An 18,088-nucleotide genomic window follows, 5' to 3' on the forward strand; every position below is an offset into this window, starting at 1 on the left:
AAATGGAAATCTTTTTTTTTACAACTTTATTTGCGAAAAGCCGCCGTCAGATTATATTGGACGAACGAATGATTGACGATGATCGGGGGATATATGAAACGTCTGTACCGGATAGTGCTGGTTATCATTGGAATCGGAATGTCGCTGCCGGCGGCGGATGGCGCGGTCGGTTCGATGAATACGATGTTGGAGTCTGTCATCACCGCCGCCGACCGGGTGCGGGTGCGCAGCGGCGGCACCTGCCACCGGGTGCCGCCGGAGGAGGTGACGCTGGCGGAAATCAGCGGATCGGCGGAGTTGCGGGAGTTGTTCAAATTGCTGGCGGTCAATGAGCAGGCCGGTTTTTTCAGTTGCAGCTGCTGCGGCAATCCCAGCCTTGAGTTTTACAAGGGCAATCAGTTGCTGGCGGTGCTGGGCATGCACCACGGCCGGGCGGTCCGCTGGGGCGGCAGCTACTGGCCGGGCGATGGTCTGCTGCTGAACGGCCGCGGCCTGGTTGAATTTCTGGCGGAGCATGGCGTCAAGGAGCCGCGGGAAGAACTGGACCGTTATGAGCAGTGGCAGAAGCAGTTGAAGGACAACTTCAGCGCGTGGGAGGCGGAAACGCCGGAAATTCTGAAGCCGGTCATGCCGCAGATTGCCCGCGGCATTTTTCAGGAGCAGTACCACGCTCTGATGAAAAAAGCCTACAAGGACCGCGACGAACGGCTGCGCGCTTTGCTGCGCTGGTACGGCAGCGGCTTGCATCTGTGGGCGATGCACGTTCAGTTCGAATACATTCCGGCGTTGATGCTGCGGCATTATTCGACGTTTTCATTGGTCAAGGCGCTGAATGCCGAAGCGCTGAAGACGATGATGGAACAGGAGGATACCCGGGCGGATGCCGAAAAAATTCTCAACGGCGCGGCGCTGTACTTCAGCAATTATGTCTTTCTGGACAAACACCAGCAGGAGCTGCAGTTCGTCCCGGACGAATTGCGGATCGAAATGCTGGAAAGCGCGATGCGGAGCAGCGACGGTGAATTTTTCGACCGGGTCGACCGGGTGTTGAATCCGCCGCCGGAGATTACTGAGGATGAACTCGAAGAAGTGCTGCCTGCTGTCGGCGATTGAGCCGTCGGAAGAAACGCCGTCCGCCGAAAAAGGTTTCGGCGGACGGATTTTTTTTCACGTTCAGAACAGATTGTCTCCTTCCGGCTTTTCACGGAACAATTTCACCTGTTCAATGACAATTTCATTGGCCGTGCGGCCGCGAAACATCCAGATTTCCAGTTCGTTGAATCCTTCTCCCGGCGCGGTGCCGGTCGGATTGAATGGAAACGCCAACACGGCGCGGCCTTGTCCTTCCAGTTGCAGCTGCAGACCGTCGACGGCACCCCGGGGACCGTGAAGCTTCAGCATGGCCGAAGTAGCCTCGGTCATCGGATTGGACACCGTGAGCTGGATCCAGCGGTATTCGGCGGTGTCGCCGGTCAATTTCAGCCGGACATTCGGAAATTCGGTGGTCGTATCGAACCGGAACCCTTTGATCACGCTACCCGGCAAATCGAACATCGTCACTGCTGAGTCCTGCCACGGCCGGTAATATTCCTCCGCAAAACTGAAAACGGTCTCATGCCGCTGCCGGCCGCTGTCCGGCCAGTACTGCCGCGACAATTTCAATTCCTTTCCTTCCTTCCGTACCGTGACCGTCAGCCGAACCGGCTGCTCGACCGGCAACTGGAACGCCGCCGCATCTCCGGTCAGTTCCAGTTCGGCGCCGGTAGCCGGGTCAGTCGCCTGCACAACCACGTCGCAATCCGGTTCGGCGACCACCTGGTACTGCAGCAGCGTGCCTTTCGGCACCAGCCCTTCCGCCTGGGAGGCGATCAGGAAAGCATCCGGCCCGCCCTGTGCCATCGCAGTCAGTTCATTGATGACATCGAGCCGCATCGTCTCCAGCGTTTCGATCTCCCGGTTGAATGAGGCCAGATCGGACGCGGAGCGATTGGTCACCTCGAATATGCGCCGTTCGGCCAAACCCGGATCGAGCTTCAAATTTCTCAGCACCCGCCGGCAAGCCTCTTTGTACATCGTCAGCAGATCGAAATCTTCCTGGCCCTGCTTGATCATTTCCAGCCGGATCGTCGGCACCGGGTCGTCATCGACCGTCTCGCCCGGATAGATCAGGTAGCCGTCGCCGTTGGCGCCGGGAAACGCCGCCGGATCGTTCCAGAGGTCCCGTTCGATATATTTTTCCTGGACCGGGTCCCATTTTTTCCAGATATTGATCGCCCAATACAAAGTACCTTCGATGCCGTACTTGGCTTGAAAAATCGACATCATCCGCGGGCTGATGCCGTCATCGTTGATGAAATATCCCGGATAGGGCGGCGGCGGAAACACACAGGTATACCACCACACCTGCTCGCCGCGCGCCTGCCGCTGCTGGTAATAATTCGGATTGTAACCGGCGACTATCGGACACCAGATATCGACCTTTCCTTCCAGTTCCTCGGCGGTGCCATTGTTGATCGTCAGCAGGAAACGGACATCCGGCGCCAGTTTGTGCAGCGCGTCGGCGTAATCGGCACATTCCCGATAGCGTTCCCGGGGCGGTTCATCCAACGTGTAGACATAACCTTTGTCCAGCAGATTTTTCTGCCGCAGCCAATCGCACAATTCGACGAAACGCTGCGGATTGGCCGGGTCGTACGGAATACGGAAGCTGTTGACAACCGGATTGTTCAAATATTTCTCAGCTGCCGGCGAATCCAGCGGTACCGGCAAATCATCCGGCGGCAAACGGTAGCGGAGCATGAAATCGTAAATGCGTTCATAGAGTTTTTGCAACGCCGGCGAATCTGGAGTGAGCCCGTACGGCGCGGCAAGCTGTTCGCCGCCCCAGATCGGAAAGGCGCTCCCTGCCGTCGGCGTATCGGGCAGATTCAGTGGACGGACATCGACGGAAACCGGCGTCGCATGAGTTTTGCCGTTCACGTCGGCGGTAATTTCCCCTCGGTAAATTCCCTCCGGAGTATCTTTCGGCACCTGGATATCGACATAAATGCTCTGCAGCATACCCGGCGCCACCGTAAAAGATTCGCCGCCATAAGCAGGCAGGGCATCCGGATACCAGGTCGGCGTTTTGATGAATTCCCGGCAGCAGATGTAATGGGCTTTGCGCAGTTGGATCGCCTCGGGCGTGATCTGGCGGCCGTCCGGGCCGTCCAGTGCGCTCATCGCCACCTTCGTCACCTGCAAGGGATCCGCCGTCGCCTTGAAAATCAGTTGAAAGGCCTCCGATTCGTTGCCGAGCGCCGTCAGTTCCACCGGCGCGGGCGTTCCCTGCACATCGGCGTCACGGGTGTATTTGCACATCATATTGGCGGGGAACACTTCGCTGTCGGCGGCGGCGAGCAGGCCGCCGCCCAACAGGATGCCGCCCAACAGACAATGGAATAAGTTCATCATGCTTTTTTTTCCCATCAATTATGATTGTGGCGGCTCCATTTGCTGCCGGCGTAGTCCCCCCACCAGAGATTGCCGAGGTTACCGTCCAGGCAGGCCCGTTCGGTCGTCGCCCGGGAAGCCGGTCCGAGCCGGTACGCTGCGGCATGACCGTCCGCCCAAACCAGATTGACCGCATTGTTATGCCGGAACCACAGGACGCCCACGCCGGCTGCATCGGCAGTCAGCATATAATTCCCTTTTTCGGTATTCTCGAAATTATAAACCGTATCGCCGTGCATGATCGTATTCGACGGCTGTCCGAGCCCGGATAGTTTGGCCGGCTCATTGCTGATTCTGCTATAGGGCAGGCTCATATCGAAGGTGGCGCCCAGAAAATAATAATTGTAACCGTAATCCACATAGTTGTTCCAGCCTGCGTACGGATCGCCGAGTTCCGATTTATCGACTCCCTGGGCGCTGGAACCCGGACAGAAAAAGATGTCGGCCGACCCCAGGTAGTTGCCGACCATCAGCAGCCCCATCCAGCCGATTCCCCCCCACGGAGAATCTTTGTAATTTATCGAATGGACCGTCAGCGAATCATTGTTGTCTCCGGCATACATGATCTGTGCCAGACCGACCTGTTTCTGATTGCTGACGCATTTGATCGCCTGGGCGGCTGCCTTGGCTTTGCCCAGAGCCGGCAACAGCATGCTGGCGAGAATGGCAATGATCGCGATGACGACCAGCAATTCTATCAGTGTGAATTTTCTTGACATTTTTTTTACTTCCTTTTTGGTTGAGGATGTTGATTGATATTGATCTGGTTTCCTGATTTCCGGTTTCACAATTTGAGGAAAGACGGCGGAAGCGGATTCCTGCATCAGAGCCGCGACGATCTGTTCCAGAGGATGTTCCGCCGACAGGATCGGATAGATGCAGCTTTGGGCCGCGTGGGTATAGTTGAACCCGGCCAAAGCAATCCTTCGACCGGTCCGCCGGTAATGCTCCAGCAGTACCGGCGCCGCGCCGACCGCAAATGCGTCGGAATAGAGAAAAATGGCATCGACATCCGGACATTCCGCCAGAAGGCGTTCGGCCGCCTGTTGGCCGCAGAGCCGGCTTTCGGTGAAAAAATTTCCACTGTGCCGGATATCGAACGGCAGCAGGTGCAGCATTTTCTTTTGAAGCGTCGTCCGGCCATACTCCGGAAACGCCCGGCACAGACCGAGGAAACGCTGCTCATCCGGATCGACCGCCAACTGAAAGAAAGCAATGTTTTTATATCCCTCCCGGCGCCACAGTTCGATCATCTCGCAAACGGCCCCCGCAGTATCCGAATAAACGCCCGCGTAGCCGGCCGGCAACGGCAGCGTTTCATAATAGACGGTCATCCGGCCGTAGCGCCTGATCTCCCGGTCAAGTTTTTCCATTCCGAAAGGATGGCCGATGAAAATGAAACGCTCCACCCCGTAATCGAGCAGTTTCTGAATCCGGCGCATATTCTGTCCGGCATTGTGTTCCCCGCTGCAGAAATAACAGGAATAATCGAGCTCCTCGTATCGCTTGAACAAGGTCAGAATGATCCGCTGAATGTGGTCATCCAATTCCATCTGATTCATGCTCAACACCGTGGCGACCGATTTCAACGGTTCGCCGCGCATGATTTTAACCCCGACATTCGGGCGGTAGCCCAGTTCCCGGGCCAGTTTGCGTACCCGCGATTTATTCGCTTCCGAGCAAAAATCGACGGTCTTGTTGTTCAGAATCTGCGAGACCGCCGTCACCGAAAGCCCGGCATTTTCGGCAATCGTCTTCAGGGTTACCCGTTTCTGTTTGACATTCTCTACTTGCATTCGGTGGCATCCAAACGAACTTTAATATTTAATATGAAATGCTTCATACCGATATTATAGCAAAAAAAATTTCAAAAGTCAATAGGTGGAGCGAAAAAAGCGTCAATTTTTTCCGGGTCCCGTCCCGAACGCCTGCAGCGGCGATTTTATCTGCCTTGAAAGACGATCAGAACGGCAGCGGCGACGGCAGCCGAAGCTCGGGCTGCACGGTGATAACCGTTTCACCGCCGGTGAAATCGTCCATCAAAGCCCGGGTAATCTGTTCGAGCGGATGAGCGGCCGAGAGGATCGGATAAACGCTGCTCTGAACGGCATGGGTATAATTGAAGCCGGCCAGCGCGATCGCCCGCCCGGTCGTCAGATAATGGCGCAGCAGCACCGGCGCCGCTCCGACCGCGAAGGCGTCGGAATAGAGGAAAATCGCCTCGATCTCCGGTTGCTCCGCCAGGATTTTTTCAGCCGCCCGTTGGCCGCAGAGCCGGCTTTCCGTAAAAAAATCCCCGCTGTGCCGGATGTCGAACGGCAGCAGATGCAGCATTTTCTGCTGCACCGTCGCCGCGTCGTATTCCGGAAAGGCCCGGCACAAACCGATGAATCGCTGGTCGTCCGGGTCGACCGCCAACTGGAAAAAAGCCAGTTTCTCATGTCCCTGCCGCCGCAGCCACCGCACCATTTCGCAAACCGTCGCCGCCGTATCGGAGTGGACGCGCCAGTAACCGGAGCCGGCCAGCGGCACCGTTTCATAATAGACGGCCGTCCGGCCGCAACGCCTGATTTCGGCATCCAACTGCTCCACCCCGAACGGTCGACTGAGAAAGATAAAACGTTCGACGCCGTAATCGAGCAGCTTCTGAATCCGGCCCATATTCTGTGCGGCATTGCATTCGCCACTGCAGAAATAACAGGAATAGTCGAGCGCCTCGTACTTCTTGAACAAGGTCAGGATAATTCGTTGAATATGGTCTTCCAGCTCCATCTGGACCATGCTGAGCACCACCGCGACCGATTTCAGCTTCTCGCCGCGCATGATTTTGACCCCGACGTTCGGCCGGTAACCCATCTCCCGGGCGATGCTCCTGACCCGCTGCTTGTTCGCTTCCGAACAGAAATCGACCGGCTTGTCGTTCAAGATCTGCGAAACCGCCGCGATGGAAAGTCCGGCGCGTTCGGCAATCATCTTCAATGTCACCCGTTTCGGCTTCGATTCCTGTACCGGCATTCCGCGCTATCCTGTTTTACGATTTAATATGAAATGTTTCACTTAGAAAAAAATAGTTGATTTCCCGGCAAAGTCAACCGGAAAAAACGGGAAAACCGCCATTTTGCCGATCCGCAGCGGCGTCAGTCAAACCGCGGCTGCCAATGCGGATCGGCGGCCGCCTGGAAACACATCGCAATCTGCTCGGCGGTATTTTTTTCGAGCGCCAGCGGCGGCAGCGCCTCCAGCGGGAAAAAATCGCTGGAGGCGGTTTCGATATTGGCTTTGAATTCTCCGCCGCGCAGCCGGCACAGGATGAAAATTTTGCAGATGCCGTAGGCGTAACGCGGCGGATTGTGCCGGTTGCGGTCCTGCACGGCGATCAACCGTTCCGGCATCACATCGAGTCCGGATTCCTCCAGCGCTTCCTTGACCGCGTTGTCGCCGACCGACTGGTTGACGTCGACCCAGCCGCCCGGCAGCGACCAGCTGCCGTTGCGCTCTTCGACCAGCAGAATCCGGCCGTCCCGGAAAATGGCGGCCCGGGTATCCAGTTTCGGCGTTTGAAAGCCAGTCTCGTTGCAGAACAGGTTCTTTACCGTTTCCAGCGACAAACCGGATTTCACGCTCAACATTTCGGCGGCAATTTCCCGGATGCGCCGGAACCGTTCCAGATCGAACGGATCCTGGGAATAGGTCACCCCCGCCTGGCCGATGAACTGCAGCTCCACCGCCCAGTCCAGCCAGGGCGGCTCCAGCAGAGTCTGTTCCGGCATGATGATCTACTCCGCCGCCGGCCGGATGGCGATTTCCGCCGGGTCGGTCAATTTGAACAGCAGGTCGCCGGCCGGGTCGAACGGTTCGGCCAGGTGATTGCCGGCAATCGTCACGTCGGCGACATGTTCGAAAAAGAACAAATGGCGATTCCAGTGGAATGGCGGAAATTCGTCGTTCCGCCGCACCGTATTGCCGGCAAAAGTCAGATGTTCGATCGACTTCGCGTAGAGAAGCGGCCGGTCGAAGGAATCGAATTCGTTGTCGCAGATCCGGACGTTGGCGTGAAAATACGTCTGGCCGGCCGTCAGTACCGGAATCTCCGGATAGATCGAAATGACCGCGTTGGTGAACTGGTAGTTGGCGGTCAGGACATTGATGAAGCGGTTGCGGCGGATTTCGACATCCGTGCAGGCGCCGGTTTCGAACCAGCCGTTGCAGTCGCCGCACAGCAGAATGGCGGTGCCGTGGACGTGATCGAATACATTGTCTTCGCAGATTACTTCGCGCGGCGTGCTGAACAATGCGCCGCGGGCCCGGTTGTTGCGGACCAGGTTGTTCTGGAACAGCACGCGCGGCGACCAGGTCAGGTTCTCCACTCCGTAACCGGCCGCCGTTCCGGCCGGCTCCGGCAATTCATCGGCGAATTCCAGGATGAACTCCCTGGCGCCATGCGCCGTCGGCGCATCGGCCGGCCGGATGGCGGTCAGGCGATTGACGCCGCCGGCTTTTTCCATGCTGGCGGCCCGGATCAACTGGACTTCATCCCCCGGCTCACCCCAATCGAAGCCCCAGCTCTGCTCGTGCATATAACGGGCGCGCACCGTATGATTGTCCGTTTTTTCCAGAATTTTCAAGTAAGTGCCGTGGACGTTGATCGCATCATCCGCCATCGCCTCGTAACTGCCATTTTTCGAAACGATCGATCCCCTGCAGCCGGAGAAGTGAGTCGCGTCCGCCCGGGTCGTGAAATAACGTTCACTGCCTTCCCGGCGCCAGACCCGGAAGCCGTCGAGCAGGATGTTCTCGCTCATCTGCGCCAGCAGGCCCATGCCGTCGGCATAATGAAGCGTCAGGTTTTCAAGGCGGCTGTTGTCGGCATGGTGGAGAAAAATCCCCGGCGCCGGCCGCGTATGGAGAAACACGAACCGCTGCCCCGGCCGCCAGGCGCAATTGGATTTTCTGATCCGCAGCCGATACGGCTCGAGCTCCTCCACCGTTTCCGGCCGAAAAACCGGATCGGCGCATTGGTAGGTCAACCGGCCGTCCGGTTCGAACTGCATCCCGCCGCCCGCCTCATAGCGGTAATCGTCGCCGGTGAAAAACAATTTGCCGTCGACGAGCTCATAGGCGCCGCGCGGCAGGATTTCGGCGAAGTAATCCCCGGACTGTTCATCGCGTTCCCGGATCACCAGCTGCCGCGCAGTCGGCTCGGCGCTGTCGATGACGAAATTCCGCAGCGTGCAGTTGTCGCAATCGACCATTGAAAAAGCGATCATCCGCCCATGAAACCGGATTTCGGCGCCATTGCCGTCCAGCGTGACGTTGACCAGCTTCTCCAACGGGAGGCAGACCGCTTTCGACGGCGTCTGGTCATGATTGGAAATGAAATAATTGCGGCTATTTTCCGCGCTTGGATAAAAATGGTAAATTCCCGGCGCGAAGTTGACGACGATCCGATCGTATTTACGGCAATTTTCCTGCAGAAAGGCGATAAGTCCGGCAGCGGCGGGCGCGGCGTTTTCCGGCTGATCGGGAATACCGCCGAACTGCTGGAACGAAACGGTCAAAACGTTCATGTTCTGTATATTTACCTGTTGTTCTGAATTTTCAGAAGTTGTTGTTAATGAAAAATCCCCGGCAGAAGCTGCCCAGAGGCAGCTTAATCCGTAGAAGCCGATGCAAGAAAAGACGAATCTATTGAATAGGCTCATCACGCTTCCTTGAAAACGTTTTTGTATAATAAACAGAGGTTCGGAGAAAAATCAAGAAAGGAAATCGTGATAGGCTTAAAAAAGGTGATGGCCGAAATTATAATATTCCTGCAAGGGAAATGATTGGTCGCCAAAGAACTATTTGGAAGGGGCATGCCGCTTACCGGATGGCCGGCATGCGTTGAAACGGCCGTCAAGTCCGGCGCAAACCCAATGGCGGCTGCCGCCGGCCCGTGCTCCGCCGATCGGTGTCCCGAATGAACAATTGCATTCCGCCGGACTCGGATGTATATTAAGCCGTTTGTGTTTTTATTATGTACAAGTGGCTCGCCGCCATGGAGTACCAACGTTTCAAGACAGGATTCGACATGTTCAGCAAAGTTTTACCCTTTCTCCAGAATCTGGGCAAGGCCCTGATGCTCCCCATCGCCGTGCTGCCGATCGCCGGGCTGATGCTCCGGCTCGGTCAGGAAGACCTTTTGAATATTCCGTTCATGGCCAAATCCGGCGGCGTGCTGTTCGACAACCTGCCGCTGCTGTTCGCCATCGGCGTCGCGGTCGGCTTTTCGGTCGATGCCGCCGGAGCGGCGGCACTGGCCGGCGTCGTCGCTTATTTCACGTTGACCACCGCGCTGACGGCGATCAGCAGCGGCGCGGATATGGGAGTCCTGGCCGGTATCCTCTCCGGCATCATCGGCGGACTGATGTACAACCGCTTTCATAAACTTACGCTGCCGCCCTGGCTGGCCTTTTTCAGCGGCAAGCGTTTCGTACCGATCATTTCGGCGTTGACCGCGCTGGCGCTGGCCGGAGCGATGTCGCTCATCTGGCCGCCGATCCAGCACGCCATCAATCTGGTCGGCAACTGGATGGTCAATGCCGAAGCGCTGGGGGCGACGGTTTACGGCATCCTCAACCGGCTGCTGCTCTCGGTCGGTCTCCATCAAATCCTCAACACGCTCTGCTGGTTCAAATTCGGCACCTTCACCGATGCCGCCGGCAAAGTATTTGAAGGGGATTTGCACCGTTTCTTCGCCGGCGATCCGTCCGCCGGAATGTTCATGACCGGTTTCTTTCCGGTGATGATGTTCGGTCTGCCGGCCGTGGCGCTGGCCTTCTATTTGACTACCGACAAAAAGCGGCGGCCGGAAGTGGCCGGTTTGCTGTTCTCGCTGGTACTGACCGCCTTTCTGACCGGCATCACCGAACCGTTGGAATACACCTTCATGTTCCTGGCTCCGCTGCTCTATGTGGTCCATGCGTTGCTGACCGGTGCGGCTCTGGCCATTTCCCAGCTGGTCGGTTACAAAGCCGGCTTTACGTTTTCGGCCGGGTTAATCGATTTACTTCTCTCCTGGGGCAAGTCTACCAAGCCGTATACAATCCTGTGGATGGGACCGCTGTTTTTCGGGTTGTATTTCTTCATATTTTATTTCGCCATCAAATGGTTCAAGCTGAAAACGCCCGGCCGGGAACCGCTCGACCGGGACGATGCCGCCGATGAAGCCGCCGCCGAACCGCCGGTGCCGGGCGGCGACCGCTACGAGCAACTGGCCGTCGGTTACATCCGGGCGCTCGGCGGTCTGGACAATCTCAGGACCATCGACAACTGCATCACCCGGCTGCGGCTGCAACTGAACGATGCCGGCAAAATCAACGAAGCGGCGCTGAAAAAGCTCGGCGCCGCCGGCGTCATCAGAATGGGCGGCAATGCGCTGCAGGTCATCGTCGGTTCCCAGGTGGAATCCGTCGCCAATGCGATGAAGCAATTTTCCCGGGCGGGGCGACTGCCGGTTGCCGAAGCCGCGGCAAGTCCGGCGGCGGCCGAGCCGGCGGCTCCGGCGGAAACGGCCCGGCCGGCTGCCGGGAGCGCGGCTGAAATCGTGCTGCTGTCGCCGGTGGAAGGACGCGCCGTGGCGCTCGACGAGGTGCCGGACCCGACTTTCGCCGACCGGCTTGCCGGCGACGGCATCGCCATCGAACCGTCCGGCAATGTCTTCGCCGCGCCGGTTTCCGGCACCATCATTTCGCTGCCGGCCAGCGGCCATGCTTTCGTCATCCGCCACGCTTCCGGCGTTGAAGTGCTCGTCCATATCGGCATCGAAACGGTAGGGTTGAAAGGGGCCGGCTTCCGGATCATGGCCGCCAGCGGCATGGAAGTGGCGGCCGGAACGCCGATTCTGCAGGTCAACTGGCCAGCGGTGCGCGGGAAGATCAAAGCGACGGTATCGCCGGTGCTGATCGCCACCGCCGACAAGGTAACCGGTCTGGCTCCGGCTGTCGCGCCGGGCCAGATTGTCAAACCCGGCATGCCGCTGGTCCGGGCCAAACTGAAGAAATGAGGAATCAGCCATGTTGATCGCTTCCGAACATCTGATCGCCGCCGCCGACTGTGCGACTCCGCTTCAGGCGCTGGAACTGCTGAGCGGCCTGCTGCAGAACAATGATTGTACCGGCGCTTCATGCGCCGCCGCGCTGGAAGCCGGCGACCGCGCTTTCCCCTGCGTTCTCAACGGCATCGCCGTTTCCCACCTCGGCACCGCCGGCGAGGGGTTACTGCGCCGCGGCGGTGTGGCCGCCCTGCGGTTGAACAGACCGCTGGATTGGTACGGCAGTCCGGTTTCGCTGGTTTTCGCCGTCGCGCTGCCGAGGCCGCTGCAGCCGGCCGCCTTTGCCGCCATCGCCGCACTGTCCGCCGATGCCGAACGTCTGGCCGCCGTCGCCGAGGCGGCGCTGCCCTCCGATTTGCTGACGTTGTTCAATGCCGTTTCGGTCGCCGCCAGCCGGGCGGCGATTCCGGCACCGCCGCCGGAGCGGCGGTATGAGGCAACCCTGGCGGTTTTTCTGAAAGATCCCAACGGCATCCATGCCCGCCCGGCCGCCAAACTTGCGGCGGCGGCGGCCGGTTTCGACGGTGAGCTCCTGCTGCTTTACCGGGATCAGGCGGCCAATTTGCGCAGTGCCGGCGCAGTTATGGGACTCGGGATCGGCGAACCGGCTGAAGTGACGGTCGCCGCCAATGGCGCCGGCGCCGCCGAAGCGGTCAAGCGGATTGCCGGAATGATCGAAAACGGGCTGGATGACGCGGCGGCGGCTGAAAACGAGGCGCTCAATTTCGCTGCGCTGCCGACCTTCCCGCCCTCGCGGCAGGCCATTCACGGCATTCCGGCTTCGCCCGGAATCGGCATCGCGCCGCTTTTCCGTCTGGACATGAACGACCGTCGGCCGGCCGTTCCGGAACAAGGCTCCTCTCCGGCGGAAGAAGCCGCCCGGCTCCGGCAGGGCTGGCGTGCCGCCGCCGAAGCGCTGCAGCGCCTGAGCGCCGGACTGATTCAGCAGGGCGAGAAAACCTCCGCCGGTGTTTTTGAAGCGCATCGGGCGCTGCTGGCGGACGAGGCGCTGCAGCAGCGCGCATTGCAACTGATCGCCGACGGCAAGAGCGCGCCGTTCGCCTGGCAAACCGCTTGTGCGCAGGCGGCGGAAACGATCGCCAATTCGGAATCGCAGCGCATTGCCGAGCGGGCGATTGATTATCAGGATGTCGCCAAGCGGGTGCTGGCCTTTCTGTTGCCGGAAACGGCGGCGGCGACCCGCTGGCCGTCCGGCAGGTTCATTCTCGCTGCCGTCGACTTGACGCCGTCGCAAACCGCTCAGTTGCCCAGGGCGCAGGTGGCCGGCATCGTCACCGTCCAGGGCGGCCCCACTGCCCATACCGCCATCCTGGCCCGGGCGCTGGGCATTCCCGCCGTGGTGGCCGCCGGCGACGCGGTTTTGCAATTGCCGGAAGCGGCGGCGCCGATGATTCTCAACGGCGTCTCCGGTTTTCTGGAGCCGCAGCCCGATACTGCTCAATTGGCGGCGGCAGAGAAAGCGGCCGCCGAACTGGCCGGGCGGCAGAGCAAGCTGGAGCGGCTCCGGTTCGAAGCGGCCCGTACCGTAGACGGCATCGGCGTTGAAATCGCCGCCAATATCACGTCGGCCGCCGAGGCGCGGCAGGCGGTGGAAGCCGGCGCCGACGGCATCGGATTACTGCGTACTGAAATTCTGGTGCAGGATTGCCGCGAAGCGCCGCAGGAAGAAACGCTGCTGGCCGGTTTCGCCGAGATCGCCGCCGCGCTGGACGGCCGCCCCATCCTGATCAGGACTTACGACATTGGCGGCGACAAACCGGTGCCGTTCATGCCGGTGCAGCCGGAAGCCAATCCGTTTCTCGGCGTGCGGGGCATCCGGCTCTGTTTCGCCTATCCGGCAATTTTCCGGACCCAGCTCCGCGCTATCCTGCGGGCCATCCGCGACCACCATTTGAACGGTAAAATCATGCTGCCGATGATTGCCGCCGTCGACGAACTGCGGCGGGGAAAACAGTTCATTCAGCAGGAGGCGGCGGCATTGCAGATGAGCTGTCCGCCCATCGGCATCATGATTGAAGTGCCTTCCGCCGTCTGGATGATCGACGCGCTGGCGCAGGAGTCCGACTTTTTTTCAATCGGCACCAACGATTTGACGCAATACATCCTGGCGATGGACCGGCTGCATCCGGTGCTGGCCTCCCAGGCGGATTCTCTGGACCCGGCTGTGCTGCGGGCGATTGCCGCGGCGGTAGACGGCGCCCGCCGCCAACGGAAATGGATCGGCGTCTGCGGCAATCTGGCCTCCGATCCGATCGGCGCGGCGGTGTTGCTCGGCTTGGGCGTCGATGAATTGTCGATGGGAGCGCCGGCGATCGCCGGCGTCAAAGCGCTGGTGCGCGGCAGCCGCCTCGAAGCGCTGAAAAGCCGGGCCCAACGGGCGCTCCAATGCGTTTCCGCCGCCGAAGTCCGCGCCTTGTATTCGTGAACCATTTTCTCAGCTCCCCGGCGGTTGCGCCGGGGAGGGGGGCCGGCCGGCGGCGTTCTTGGGGGGATCCGCAGGGAAGATTCCGCAACCGGTCTTGACTTCGGCGGAAAATCTTCTATATTTCCCTGTCACCAAAAAAACAACGGAGGCCGTGACCATATGCCGAAAAACAGCTTTGTCACTTGTCCGCATTGCGGCGGGGAGACGGTACCGAAGGAGAAGGTGTTGCTGGACGGCTGGACCAGGCGCGGCACTGTGCTGGTCTGCGCCTTTTGCGGCGGCGAGTTGCCATCGGCGGAGAGTCCGGAAGCGACGGCTCCGGCGGCGGATCGGAAAACTTCCGCGTTGGCCGCGCTGCTTGGCAGCGAAGTGCCGGAAGCCGTCAAGCTGACCGCGTCCGCCGAAGAGCGCCGTTTTTGCCGTGACTGCCGTTACTATATCAAACATCCGTTTCTGTCGCGGTGCGAACGCCGGCAGGCCGAAGTCAATCCGATGGACGACTGTCCGGATTTCGCGTTGCCGGACCCGCCGGCGCCGGATGCAACTCCGAACCACTGAAATGATTTTTTCGCGATGAAAAGCTGTTTTCAAACTCTGGCGGACCGGGTGCGGGCTTTTGAAGCCGTCGATCTTTATCCGGTCATCTCCTCGGAATTCACCAACGGCCGGCCGGTGCTGGAAATTCTGCGCGGCGTCGCCGCCGGCGGGGCCCGGATTGTGCAGTTGCGGGAGAAAAATCTGGCGCTCGGCGCTTTCTATGAACTGGCGACCGCCGCCCGGGCGATCGCCAACGAGCACCGGATGCTGCTGCTGATCGACGACCATCTGGACATTGCGTTGCTGAGCGGCGCCGACGGCGTGCATCTCGGCCAGGAGGATTTGCCGTTGCGCCCGGTGCTGGAATCGGCCCCGGAGCTGTTGATCGGCAGTTCCACCCATAACTTGACCGAAGCCTTGGCGGCGGAGACTGCCGGGGTCGGCTATCTGAATATCGGGCCGATCTATCCGACCCGGACCAAGAGTGTGCCCTGCGGCGCGGTCGGGCTGGAAATGTTGCAAGAGGTGAGCCGGCGCATTCATACGCCGTTTTCGGTGATGGGAGGGATCAAGGAGCGCCATCTGCCGGAATTGCTGGCGGCCGGCGCCCGGCATATCGCGATGGTGACGGAAATTACCCAGGCGCCGGATGTTGCCGCCCGCACCAGCGAATTGCGGCGTTATTTCCATGCGTAATCTTGTTGTTTTTTCAAAAATACGCCGTGTGCGGGTTTTCAGATGGCGTTGGCAATCGTTTAAACCCGGAGGTGCAATACATCTGATTTGTACCACAGCCCGAAATGATGTGGTATTCTTTGCGTATCGGGTTGCCAATTGGGAAAAAATTATTCAAAAAAGGTCTGAAAAAGGAAGATCGCCAGAAGGCAAGAACCTTTCAAAAGGTTTTTTCTGCTCGCAGCCAGTTTTGCATAACTGACTAATTTACGGAACTTTTCTTGCATGACTCGTCGTGGAAATGAAAAAACTGGTTTGCAAACCGCGAATCCAGCTGCGGTATAGATTAAGAAATAAAATGATGCTTTGACCCGGATGTCGCCGCAGGACTTGTTTGACGTAGCTACGGGATAAACGTTCTTGATTTTGTGCCAAAATCGAAATAAAACCATTAAAAATTTTTCTATTTTTGATTGATGGGGATTGACTTCAGAAATTTTTTTTGCTATACTATATAATGTATTATTTTCAGAATAGTTATAGTCCTGGACTGTAATTGGTTTTATTTTTTTAAGAAATAATATAAATTTTAATTTTGTTAAGTACATTTTTTATAAAAGTAACTGTAATTTGGTGCTGATTTCAATGAATAGTGTTATAAGTAATTTATATTAAATATTTTATTTATAGTTTGCGGGAATTAATTTTCCGATATGAAGGTGGATAACTTGGATTATATCTTTAATTAAGGCATGTCAATGCTTTGAAACCATTGGAAAGGAGATGAGAGATGTTAAGAAAAGTATTTATTATGATTTCCTGCTTATTGTTTTCCGGAATATTTTCATTTGTTTCCGCATATGAATTTGTTGTAACCGAAGAAAGAGACCAGAGTACCATTGATACCATGGATACGTTGGAACAGAGAGTAAATTGTGGTTCATCTTCATTAAGAGTTTATTTGGAGTTTCCCAAAAGCACTACTGATAACACAAAGGGTAATGATCTCAATTGGGTGGAAACAAACGGTGTGTGGCAGTGTACATATTTTCTTACTTTTTTTCTTCCTGGCTTGGACCAACCATATCATAATGGCAAAGGTGGAGGCTATAACAGTGGACGGCTTGTGCGGCATATTTATCGTTTTGCCGTTTATGCAAAGTATTATGATGTAATAGAGAGCCAAGATCCAGTCCTCGTCAGAGAAGAGTTGATGCGTTTTCGTTATAAAGACTCTCCGATAGAAGAGGGGCCACACGCTCCCAATAAAGCTTGTGGACCACATGAATAAAAAACGGTTGACTCTTTCGATGAAACATCAGAAAACAATTGGGTTGGCGGTACTCTTATTCATTCTATTTGGTATTGCAATTGTTTATTTTGTCGCGAAATTCATTCCCGCCAACGGTCCCCGAACGATCGTTTATCTCGCCAATTCGCAGGGGGAGTGGGAGCCGGCTGATACCGCGAAAATGGCGGAATTACAGCCTTTGCTCAATGCTCCGCAAGTCGTCATATGGCTGGAAGGCACTGATCTGGATATGGTTCCCTATCCTCCGATATTTCTGGAGGAGCTCTGTCGCGGTGCCGACTTTGACTTGCCGACGATGATATTCGGGAATGCGGAAGTTTATGTCGCGGCACGCAAGTCGCCACGCGGAGAAGGCTGGTATGACTTCAAAATTTCCGACCGGGGTGTTCTTCTGGAACTCAATGAAGTCCCTTACCGGGGTGAAAAACGCCAAACGATCGCCCGGGGGGTTCATTGGCTGATCGAAATTGTCCGGGGGCCATACTTATGAAATTCGGCGTTTTGTTTTTAGTGATAACATGTGGTGTTTCTCTTTGGGCGGAAACGCCGGCGGCGGAAGAAAGCCGGCGCGGCAAACAGTTGATCCGGGAGGCGCTGACGGCCAGTGCCAATGCTTCCTATATCGCCCGACTGCCCAGGGCTGACCCGCATTCCCGGCGCAACCTCCCCGGGCTTCTCTACCGCCGGGTCGATGAGCGGGGAGGCGTTTGCAAGCGTCTGGAGTTGTCATCCGATTCGCAGCGCCGGGAAATTTATCTTGTCAATGACACCGGTCAATACGGCACTACCGGTGATGACTGGGTAAAGATTGAGGAAGTTTTGATTCTCTCACACTGGGACAATCTTTTTCAGCCGCTGACGGCAGGGGAATTCATGGTCAGCGTCTGTCGCGTCGAAGAGGTCAACTATCGCAATGTCGCCTGCTATCAGATAACGCAGGACTTGGCTTCCGATGTCAATCTGATTGCCTCAATTTCCAGTTTGAGCGTCACCGACGCCGTTACCAACCTCAACAGTACTTATCACAAGCTGCGGCCGGTCAAGCGGATCTTTCTGATCGGCAAAGAGAATCATCTGATTTACTCCCGAACTCATTACAACCGTTTCGGCAGAAAGTTACTGGATTTGGAATTGGGTGATGTTGATTTGACCACGCCGATTGATCCACAACTTTTTGTAACGCCGGAAAAGATCATTCGCCATGCCCGGTTTCGGAAAGATTTTCTCTCTCCGTCGCAGGAACTTCCTGCTTTTTCAGAAACCGTCCAAACCAAAGTATCAAGCGGGACGGCAGCCGTCGTTCAGTGGTTGCGCCAGAAGATGATTTCCTGGCTTCCCGTGTTGCTGCTGGCTGTCGGGGGTGTCGCGCTGGCCGGAGCTTATTGGCTCCGGCGACGAATGCGGCAACGTTAAGCGGTCGCAGTCCTGTTTGCGTTTTCCCCCCGCCGGAGCCAACCTCCTCTTTTACTCCGAGGAGTGGAGGCACTCCGTTGCCAGGCGAGAGTTTGGCCGATGGATCCCGAAACAAAGCAAT

General features: G+C 57.4%; 13 protein-coding genes. 8 read left to right on the forward strand and 5 right to left on the reverse strand.

Going from position 1 to position 18,088, the window contains the following annotated elements; genetic code table 11:
• Window positions 1-93: 93 nt before the first annotated feature.
• Window positions 94-1,113 carry a hypothetical protein gene (locus tag HWX74_RS12315; protein ID WP_176013827.1) on the forward strand — a complete coding sequence of 340 codons (1,020 nt, stop codon included), beginning with the start codon at window positions 94-96 and terminating at the stop codon, window positions 1,111-1,113.
• A gap of 60 nt (window positions 1,114-1,173) precedes the next feature.
• Here HWX74_RS12315 and HWX74_RS12320 read toward each other — a convergent pair whose 3' ends face one another.
• The 5 genes from HWX74_RS12320 to HWX74_RS12340 form a co-directional block, all read right to left on the reverse strand.
• Window positions 1,174-3,453, reverse strand: coding sequence for a glycoside hydrolase domain-containing protein (locus HWX74_RS12320; protein WP_176013828.1), 2,280 nt, complete (start codon window positions 3,451-3,453; stop codon window positions 1,174-1,176).
• Between the two features lie 14 nt (window positions 3,454-3,467).
• A complete protein-coding gene (locus HWX74_RS12325; protein WP_176013829.1) occupies window positions 3,468-5,288 on the reverse strand; it encodes a LacI family DNA-binding transcriptional regulator in 1,821 nt (606 codons plus the stop codon).
• Window positions 5,289-5,454: 166 nt separating this feature from the next.
• A complete protein-coding gene (locus HWX74_RS12330; RefSeq protein ID WP_176013830.1) occupies window positions 5,455-6,507 on the reverse strand; it encodes a LacI family DNA-binding transcriptional regulator in 1,053 nt (350 codons plus the stop codon).
• Between the two features lie 122 nt (window positions 6,508-6,629).
• Window positions 6,630-7,262: an NUDIX hydrolase gene (locus HWX74_RS12335; RefSeq protein WP_176013831.1), complete on the reverse strand. Its 633-nt coding sequence runs from the start codon at window positions 7,260-7,262 to the stop codon at window positions 6,630-6,632.
• Between the two features lie 6 nt (window positions 7,263-7,268).
• Window positions 7,269-9,059: an alpha-1,3-galactosidase B gene (locus HWX74_RS12340; protein WP_176013832.1), complete on the reverse strand. Its 1,791-nt coding sequence runs from the start codon at window positions 9,057-9,059 to the stop codon at window positions 7,269-7,271.
• Window positions 9,060-9,562: 503 nt separating this feature from the next.
• Here HWX74_RS12340 and nagE point away from each other — a divergent pair.
• The 7 genes from nagE (at window position 9,563) to HWX74_RS12375 (ending at window position 17,967) form a co-directional block, all read left to right on the forward strand.
• A complete protein-coding gene (gene nagE, locus HWX74_RS12345; RefSeq protein WP_176013833.1) occupies window positions 9,563-11,536 on the forward strand; it encodes an N-acetylglucosamine-specific PTS transporter subunit IIBC in 1,974 nt (657 codons plus the stop codon).
• 10 nt (window positions 11,537-11,546) lie between these two features.
• Entirely contained in the window at window positions 11,547-14,030 is a 2,484-nt protein-coding gene (gene ptsP, locus HWX74_RS12350) for a phosphoenolpyruvate--protein phosphotransferase (protein ID WP_176013834.1), read from the forward strand.
• Window positions 14,031-14,189: 159 nt separating this feature from the next.
• Window positions 14,190-14,588 carry a hypothetical protein gene (locus HWX74_RS12355; RefSeq protein WP_176013835.1) on the forward strand — a complete coding sequence of 133 codons (399 nt, stop codon included), beginning with the start codon at window positions 14,190-14,192 and terminating at the stop codon, window positions 14,586-14,588.
• A gap of 15 nt (window positions 14,589-14,603) precedes the next feature.
• The gene (gene thiE / locus HWX74_RS12360) at window positions 14,604-15,263 is read left to right on the forward strand and encodes a thiamine phosphate synthase (RefSeq protein WP_176013836.1); all 660 of its coding nucleotides are present in this window, start codon (window positions 14,604-14,606) and stop codon (window positions 15,261-15,263) included.
• A 769-nt stretch (window positions 15,264-16,032) separates the two neighbouring features.
• On the forward strand, window positions 16,033-16,533 hold the full coding sequence (locus tag HWX74_RS12365; RefSeq protein WP_176013837.1) for a hypothetical protein: 501 nt from the start codon (window positions 16,033-16,035) through the stop codon (window positions 16,531-16,533).
• A 19-nt stretch (window positions 16,534-16,552) separates the two neighbouring features.
• Entirely contained in the window at window positions 16,553-17,044 is a 492-nt protein-coding gene (locus HWX74_RS12370) for a hypothetical protein (RefSeq protein ID WP_176013838.1), read from the forward strand.
• Window positions 17,041-17,967, forward strand: a complete 927-nt coding sequence (locus tag HWX74_RS12375) for a hypothetical protein (RefSeq protein WP_176013839.1) — start codon at window positions 17,041-17,043, stop codon at window positions 17,965-17,967. The genes HWX74_RS12370 and HWX74_RS12375 overlap by 4 nt, the downstream gene beginning before the upstream one ends.
• Window positions 17,968-18,088: the final 121 nt, after the last annotated feature.

Origin of the sequence: Victivallis sp. Marseille-Q1083 (assembly GCF_903645315.1) — a bacterium.
GTDB lineage: Bacteria > Verrucomicrobiota > Lentisphaeria > Victivallales > Victivallaceae > UMGS1518.